The organism is Microbacterium sp. (assembly GCF_032084865.1).
In the GTDB taxonomy this organism is placed as follows: Bacteria; Actinomycetota; Actinomycetes; order Actinomycetales; family Microbacteriaceae; genus Microbacterium.
This window is the reverse complement of the sequence record NZ_DAMDLU010000217.1, coordinates 1-2,933: the sequence shown is the minus strand read 5'-3', so window position 1 is coordinate 2,933 and position 2,933 is coordinate 1. Positions and strand designations below refer to the sequence as shown.

Genomic DNA, 2,933 nt, shown 5'->3' with positions numbered 1-2,933 from the left:
GGCGTCGCGTCGCGCCAGCCGCCCGCAGGGGCACTGACGCACAGCTCCTCCGACTGCTCAGCGGCCCGTCACGGAATTCCGTGGCGGGCCGCTCTGTTGCGGTGAGCGCCCGGAGCTGGCGGGACGCGCCCGCGCGAGGCGGCTCCTCCGCGACTCAGCGCGTCGGGAAGGAGCGCTCGGGCGAGCCGACGTACAGCTGCTGCGGGCGACCGATCTTGGTCTGCGGGTCGAGGTTCAGCTCACGCCACTGCGCCAGCCAACCGGGCAGGCGACCGATCGCGAATAGCACGGTGAACATGCGCGTGGGGAAGCCCATCGCCTTGTAGATCACACCGGTGTAGAAGTCGACGTTCGGGTACAGCCGGCGCTCTTTGAAGTAGTCGTCGGCGAGGGCGATCTCCTCGAGCTCCTTGGCGAGGTCGAGGAGCGGATCGGTCACGCCGAGCTCGGAGAGCACCTCGTCGGCGGCCTCCTTGACGAGCTTCGCGCGCGGATCGTAGTTCTTGTAGACGCGGTGTCCGAAGCCCATCAGCTTCACACCGGCTTCCTTGTTCTTCACGCTCTCGACGAAGCGCTGCACGCTCTGTCCCGACTCGCGGATCTGCCCGAGCATGGTCAGCACAGCCTCGTTCGCGCCGCCGTGCAGCGGTCCGGAGAGGGCCTGGATGCCGGCCGAGATCGACGCGAACTGGTTGGCACCGGTCGAGCCGACCAGACGCACCGTCGACGTCGATGCGTTCTGCTCGTGGTCCTCGTGCAGGATCAGCAGCAGCTCGAGCGCCTTCGACATCACCGGGTTGACCTCGTACGGCTCGCTGTGCACGCCGAAGTTGAGCTTGAGGAAGTTGTCGACGAAGCTCAGCGAGTTGTCGGGATACAGGAACGCCTGACCGACGCTCTTCTTGTGCGCGTACGCAGCGATGACCGGCAGCTTGGCGAGCATGCGAACCATGTTGAGCTCGACGTGCTCGGGGTTGTGCGGGTCGGTCTGGCCCTCGTAGTAGGTCGACAGCGCGGCGACCGCCGACGACAGCACCGCCATCGGGTGGGCGGTGTGCGGGAGGGCCGAGAAGAAGTGCTTGAGATCCTCGTGCAGCAGGGTGTGCCGGCGGATCTTCTCGTCGAACTCGGCGAGCTCGGTCGCGGTCGGCAGCTCGCCATAGATCAGCAGCCACGCCACCTCGAGGTAGCTGCAGTTCTTCGCGATCTGCTCGATCGGATATCCGCGGTAGCGCAGGATGCCCTGATCTCCGTCGATGAAGGTGACGGCCGACTTGGTGGACGCGGTGTTCACGAAGCCGTAGTCGAGAGCCGTGTACCCGGTCTGACGCGTGAGCGTCGAGAAGTCGATGCTGTCGGTGCCGCTGCTTGCGCGCACGACGGGGAACTCCGCCGTGGTGTCGCCGATCGAAAGAGTCGCCTTCTCGGGCTGAGCTGCGCTCACGCCAACCTCCTGCTGCGTTCGTGTCGTCGTGGGCGATGAGAGACGCACGCAGCGCCGGTCCAGCAGACCACATCGCCTCTACAGCCTAGTCGTGACCTGGGCCTACTGTGACATCCTCCAAGAGGTGACCCTCATCGCAGCGTGGTGCGTACAAAAGTCAGTGATCGGCGGCGATCAGACGCGCTGCCGCCTGCTGCACCCGCTCGAGCGGAGCGGTGAGCGAGAGACGCACGTGCTGTGCGGAGTGCTCGCCGTAGAAGTGGCCGGGCCCGGCCAGGATGCCGAGGGATGCCAGGCGATCCATCGACTCCCAGGCATCGCGTCCCTCGGTGGCCCACAGGTACAGGCCGGCCTCGGAGCCGTCGATGCGGAACCCCGCCTCGACGAGCGCGGGCAGCAGCACGTCGCGGCGCTGACGGTAGAGCTTCTTCTGCGCGGCGACGTGCTCGTCATCGCGCAGGGCCACGGCCATCGCGTGCTGCACGGGTGCGGGCGGCATCAGCCCGAGGTGCTTGCGCGCCGCGAGGATGTCGCCGATCAGCGTCGAGCAGCCGGCGATGAACGCGGCGCGGTAGCCGGCGAGGTTGGACTGCTTGCTCAGCGAGTAGACGCTGAGCAGGTTCGCACGAGTGCCGTCGGTGACCCGCGGATCGAGCACCGACGGGATCGCCTCGCTCCGCCAGGGGCCGTCCCAGCCGAGCTCGGCGTAGCATTCGTCGCTCGCCAGCACGGCGCCGAGCTCGCGCGCCCGGCGCACGGCGGTGCGGAGGGCCTCGACGTCCCAGGTGCGGCCGTCGGGATTTCCGGGTGTGTTGATCCAGATGAGCTTCGCGCCGTCGGGCCATTCCGCCGGGTCGTCGGCGGCGACAGCTGTGGCGCCTGAGACCGCCGCACCGACCGCGTAGGTCGGGTAGGCGACGCGAGGGTGCACGACGACGTCGCCCGCCCCGAGGCCGAGCAGGAGGGGCAGCAGCGCGACGAGCTCTTTCGAGCCGATCGTCGGCATGACGTTCGCCTCGGTGAGGTCCGGGACCCCGCGCCTGCGCGCGTACCAGTCGACGATGGCCAGGCGCACGTCGCTCGTGCCGACCGTCTGCGGGTAGGCGTGCGCGTCCGTCGCCTCGGCGAGTGCCCGGCGGATCACCTCGGGCGTGGGGTCGACCGGCGAGCCGATCGACAGGTCGACGAGTCCGTCCGGATGCCGGGCCGCCCGCTCGCGGTAGGGAACCACCGCATCCCAGGGGTAGTCCGCCAGGTCCCGGACTCCCACTCAGTCCCCCTGCGGCGGCAGGGCGCTGACCACAGGGTGATCGAAGTCGTAGACGCCGACCTTCGACGCGCCACCCGGAGAGCCGATCTCGTCGAAGAACTCCACGTTGGCCTTGTAGTAATCGGCCCACTCCTCGGGCAGATCGTCTTCGTAGTAGATCGCCTCGACCGGGCAGACCGGCTCGCAGGCGCCGCAGTCCACGCACTCGTCGGGCTGGAT

3 protein-coding genes are annotated in these 2,933 nt (G+C 68.4%); all 3 read right to left on the bottom strand.

Features of this window, described 5'->3' with window-relative positions:
- Positions 1-154 precede the first annotated feature (154 nt).
- The gene (locus RT309_RS14600; protein ID WP_313358197.1) at positions 155-1,444 is read right to left on the bottom strand and encodes a citrate synthase; all 1,290 of its coding nucleotides are present in this window, start codon (positions 1,442-1,444) and stop codon (positions 155-157) included.
- 157 nt (positions 1,445-1,601) lie between these two features.
- Positions 1,602-2,714: a succinyldiaminopimelate transaminase gene (gene dapC, locus RT309_RS14595; protein ID WP_313358196.1), complete on the bottom strand. Its 1,113-nt coding sequence runs from the start codon at positions 2,712-2,714 to the stop codon at positions 1,602-1,604.
- A partial coding sequence (locus RT309_RS14590) for a ferredoxin family protein (protein ID WP_313358194.1) occupies positions 2,715-2,933 on the bottom strand: 219 nt, incomplete at its 5' end.